Raw genomic sequence first — 3,243 nt, 5'->3', positions numbered from 1 at the left:
GTTATAGACAATAATAGAGAGACATTGCCGGTCACTTTTTAATCTGCATAAATGCAAGGAATAATTACGATATAAAATGATTAGAATTCTGATATAAGCAAGAGTAAAGTATGCTTAAAGAGACCTAAGGTTAATAAGGAACCTCAATGAAAGGCATTCTATCTATTCAATCACATGTTGTTTACGGTCATGCTGGAAACAGCTCTGCAGTTTTTCCAATGCAACGTATGGGCTTTGAAGTATGGCCACTACATACCGTACAGTTTTCTAACCACACTCAATATAAAGAAGGCTGGACTGGTAAAGCATTCTCCGGTGATGACATTAGTGAATTAGTTGCTGGTATTGAAGGTATTGACCAATTAAAGAACTGCGAAGCGGTATTAACGGGCTATCAAGGTAGCGCAAGCCAGTGTCTTGCAATTATCGACACCGTGAAAAAAGTAAAACAACACAATCCTAACGCTATTTATATCTGTGATCCTGTGATGGGTGATCCAGAGAAAGGCTGTATTGTTGCTGATGGTATTGCGGAATACCTGATCAACGATGTGATGCCTATTGCTGATGCTATCGTTCCTAACCAATTTGAACTCAGCCAATTTGTTGGCATGGAAATCCATAATCTGAACGATGCTGTTGCTGCTTGTAAAAAAGCCCTAACAATGGGTCCTAAAATGGTACTGGTGAAACACCTACACAGTATCTCTGATGAAAAATTTACGATGATGCTAGCAACTGCTGAAGGTTGTTTCCTAGCGCAGCGTCCACATCTTAAATTTGATAAACAACCTGTAGGCGTGGGCGATCTTATTTCATCACTCTTTACTGCTGGTCTATTAAAAGGCTGGACACCCGAGCAGGCTTTTGAACATGCACATAATGCGTGTTATGCGGTATTAAAAGAGACCTCACGTCGTGGTGAGTGGGAACTGCAAACCATCGCAGCACAAGATGAGATTGTTGCTCCTAGTGAAGTATTCCCTATCAGCGCAATCAACGAATAAGCCCTGCTCTGATAAAAAGAACAAACAAAAAAAGCAGCATCATTGCTGCTTTTTTCTTGTCTGTTGTTTAGGAAATGCAATTCAAGAGAATATTGGATTTAGCGCACTTCCCCATACGCATTAAAGGTTACTCGCCTTACAATACTTAACGTTGTTGCCACAGAGATCACCCCAGAAATAAAAATCGCCACCATAATGACTAACTGGTATTTCACCGCAACAAGTGGTGCAGCACCACCTAATATCTGACCTGTCATCATCCCCGGCAAACTAACAATGCCTAAGGTTGTCATCGCTGCCAGCTGTGGTGTTAATGCCGCTTTTACCGCTGTTTGAATAAAAGGTAAGGCAGGATCTGGAGCACCAAGAGAGACGTAATACTGGTATTCGTTATGGTTCTCTTTAAGTAAGCTCCCCCAACGAGACAAGGCCAGTACATTCGCCATTAAGCTATTGCCTAATAACATACCTGCAATCGGGATCATGTATTGCGCTTGCCACCAAGGTTCAACTTGGATCACCCCCATCAACATCACAGGCAACGCAACAATTAGCGCAGTAAATTGACCGATGATCACCGCAGGTAGCACTCGCTTTAAGTTGACCTCAGCACGTTTACAAATGGTATAGCTCGCCACTAACGCCATGATAGAAAGCCAAACGATATTGATCATCACGCTTTGCAAACCAAACAAAGTGTGCAGATAAATACCGACAACGGAAAGCTGCAAGGTCATACGTAATACGGAATTTATCAAGGTTCGATTTAAACCGAGTTGCCAACGCTGGAATAAAAATATCGGGATCAACAGCAACAGATAGAAACCCGCCATCGCTACCCACTGAATATCTAAAGTGCTATTCATTGACTCGGACATCACATCCTTTCCTTATCCAAATGCATGGTATGTACCTGAGTTGCCCCTTTAAGCCAAACAGGATCATGCGAAACGGATATACAAATTATCGATAACTCGACAAGCAGTTGAATAATTTTATCTCGCCCAGCAGGATCAAGGGCCGATGTTGGCTCATCCATTAACCACACCTTTCGCTGCATTAATATGCCCCTAGCAATAGCAACACGCTGCTTTTCACCGCCAGAAAGGGTATCAATCGGCTTATCTAATAGCACCGTAATACCCGCTTGTGATAAAGCAGATAAACACAGATCATCGTTAGGCAGTGGCAAATATGTTATCGCTTTTAAACGCCAAGGAAGGTGCAGAACATCACGTACGCATTCTCCGCCCATCACGGCTTGTTGTGGAAAGTAACAAATACTTTGCCGCCAAAGGTCCAATGCTTTTACATCAATCAATTGATTGTTAAAAGTAACGGAGCCCGACTGAGGCGCCTTAAGCCCAGCAATCACTTGTAGCAAGCTACTCTTACCACAACCAGAGACGCCAGATATCGCAAGATGCTGCCCTTGCTTTATACAAGCAGAAAGCGAGGTATCGCTCTGTGCTTCAAAGCCTGAACGCAATTGATTAAAGACTAACGTATCGATTTGATCTTGAGATGATTCTGATTGCATCCATTGCACCCAAAATACTGAAAATAAACATTAAGTGTATTGAAGCAAGATAGCTGACTCAAACAGTTTTCGCACAAAATAAAATGCCGATATACAAGATAATGGAAAGGAAGAAATGACGTGATTAAAGAAAATAGGGAATCGCAGATACAAAAATGCCGACATAATGTCGGCATTTTTTAAACTTTTAACGTAAAAAAGAATTAAGCTTTTTCAACGTTAGCAGCTTGAGGACCTTTTTGACCTTGCTCGATGTCAAAAGAAACTTTTTGACCTTCAGCTAGAGTCTTGAAGCCTTCGCCAGTGATAGCACGGAAGTGAACGAATACGTCAGCGCCGCCGTTGTCTTGAGTGATGAAACCGAAACCTTTCTCTTCGTTAAACCACTTAACGATACCAGTTGCTTTAGACATGATAGTCTCCAAAATTTTTTAAATAATTCGCAAAATTGCGTATGTAGCCAGAAAAAGAATTATTTACGTTATAGCTTATGAGTGGAAAGCTTCATGACACTGGTAAAGCGTTACAGCGAAGGTTTTCTAAAACATAATGTTACATATAAATAGGTCTGACTTACAGGCCGGGGTCTATAGTAATGAAATTGAGCCGATTGTATAGCTTTATTTTTCAAATAATTAATATTTTATATTACAAACCAATAAAAGCCTATTTAATCAAAAGGTTAATAAATACGTT

At 40.9% G+C, this 3,243-nt stretch carries 4 protein-coding genes; 1 reads left to right on the top strand and 3 read right to left on the bottom strand.

Features of this window, described 5'->3' with window-relative positions; translation table 11 throughout:
• Positions 1–146: 146 nt before the first annotated feature.
• The gene (gene pdxY, locus E5A76_RS20185) at positions 147–1,007 is read left to right on the top strand and encodes a pyridoxal kinase PdxY (RefSeq protein WP_161120034.1); all 861 of its coding nucleotides are present in this window, start codon (positions 147–149) and stop codon (positions 1,005–1,007) included.
• Between the two features lie 98 nt (positions 1,008–1,105).
• On the opposite strand, the gene E5A76_RS20180 is transcribed toward pdxY, so the two are convergent.
• From E5A76_RS20180 to cspE, 3 genes are all read right to left on the bottom strand, one after another.
• On the bottom strand, positions 1,106–1,873 hold the full coding sequence (locus tag E5A76_RS20180; protein ID WP_053987775.1) for an ABC transporter permease: 768 nt from the start codon (positions 1,871–1,873) through the stop codon (positions 1,106–1,108).
• Between the two features lie 11 nt (positions 1,874–1,884).
• Positions 1,885–2,547, bottom strand: coding sequence for an ABC transporter ATP-binding protein (locus tag E5A76_RS20175; protein ID WP_161120033.1), 663 nt, complete (start codon positions 2,545–2,547; stop codon positions 1,885–1,887).
• A 203-nt stretch (positions 2,548–2,750) separates the two neighbouring features.
• Positions 2,751–2,960, bottom strand: coding sequence for a transcription antiterminator/RNA stability regulator CspE (gene cspE / locus E5A76_RS20170; RefSeq protein ID WP_008989725.1), 210 nt, complete (start codon positions 2,958–2,960; stop codon positions 2,751–2,753).
• Positions 2,961–3,243: the final 283 nt, after the last annotated feature.

Origin of the sequence: Photobacterium lucens, assembly GCF_009873615.1 — a bacterium.
Taxonomy (GTDB): domain Bacteria; phylum Pseudomonadota; class Gammaproteobacteria; order Enterobacterales; family Vibrionaceae; genus Photobacterium; species Photobacterium lucens.
The sequence above is the reverse complement of the archived record's forward strand: the minus strand, read 5'-3'. Positions and strand labels throughout refer to the sequence as shown.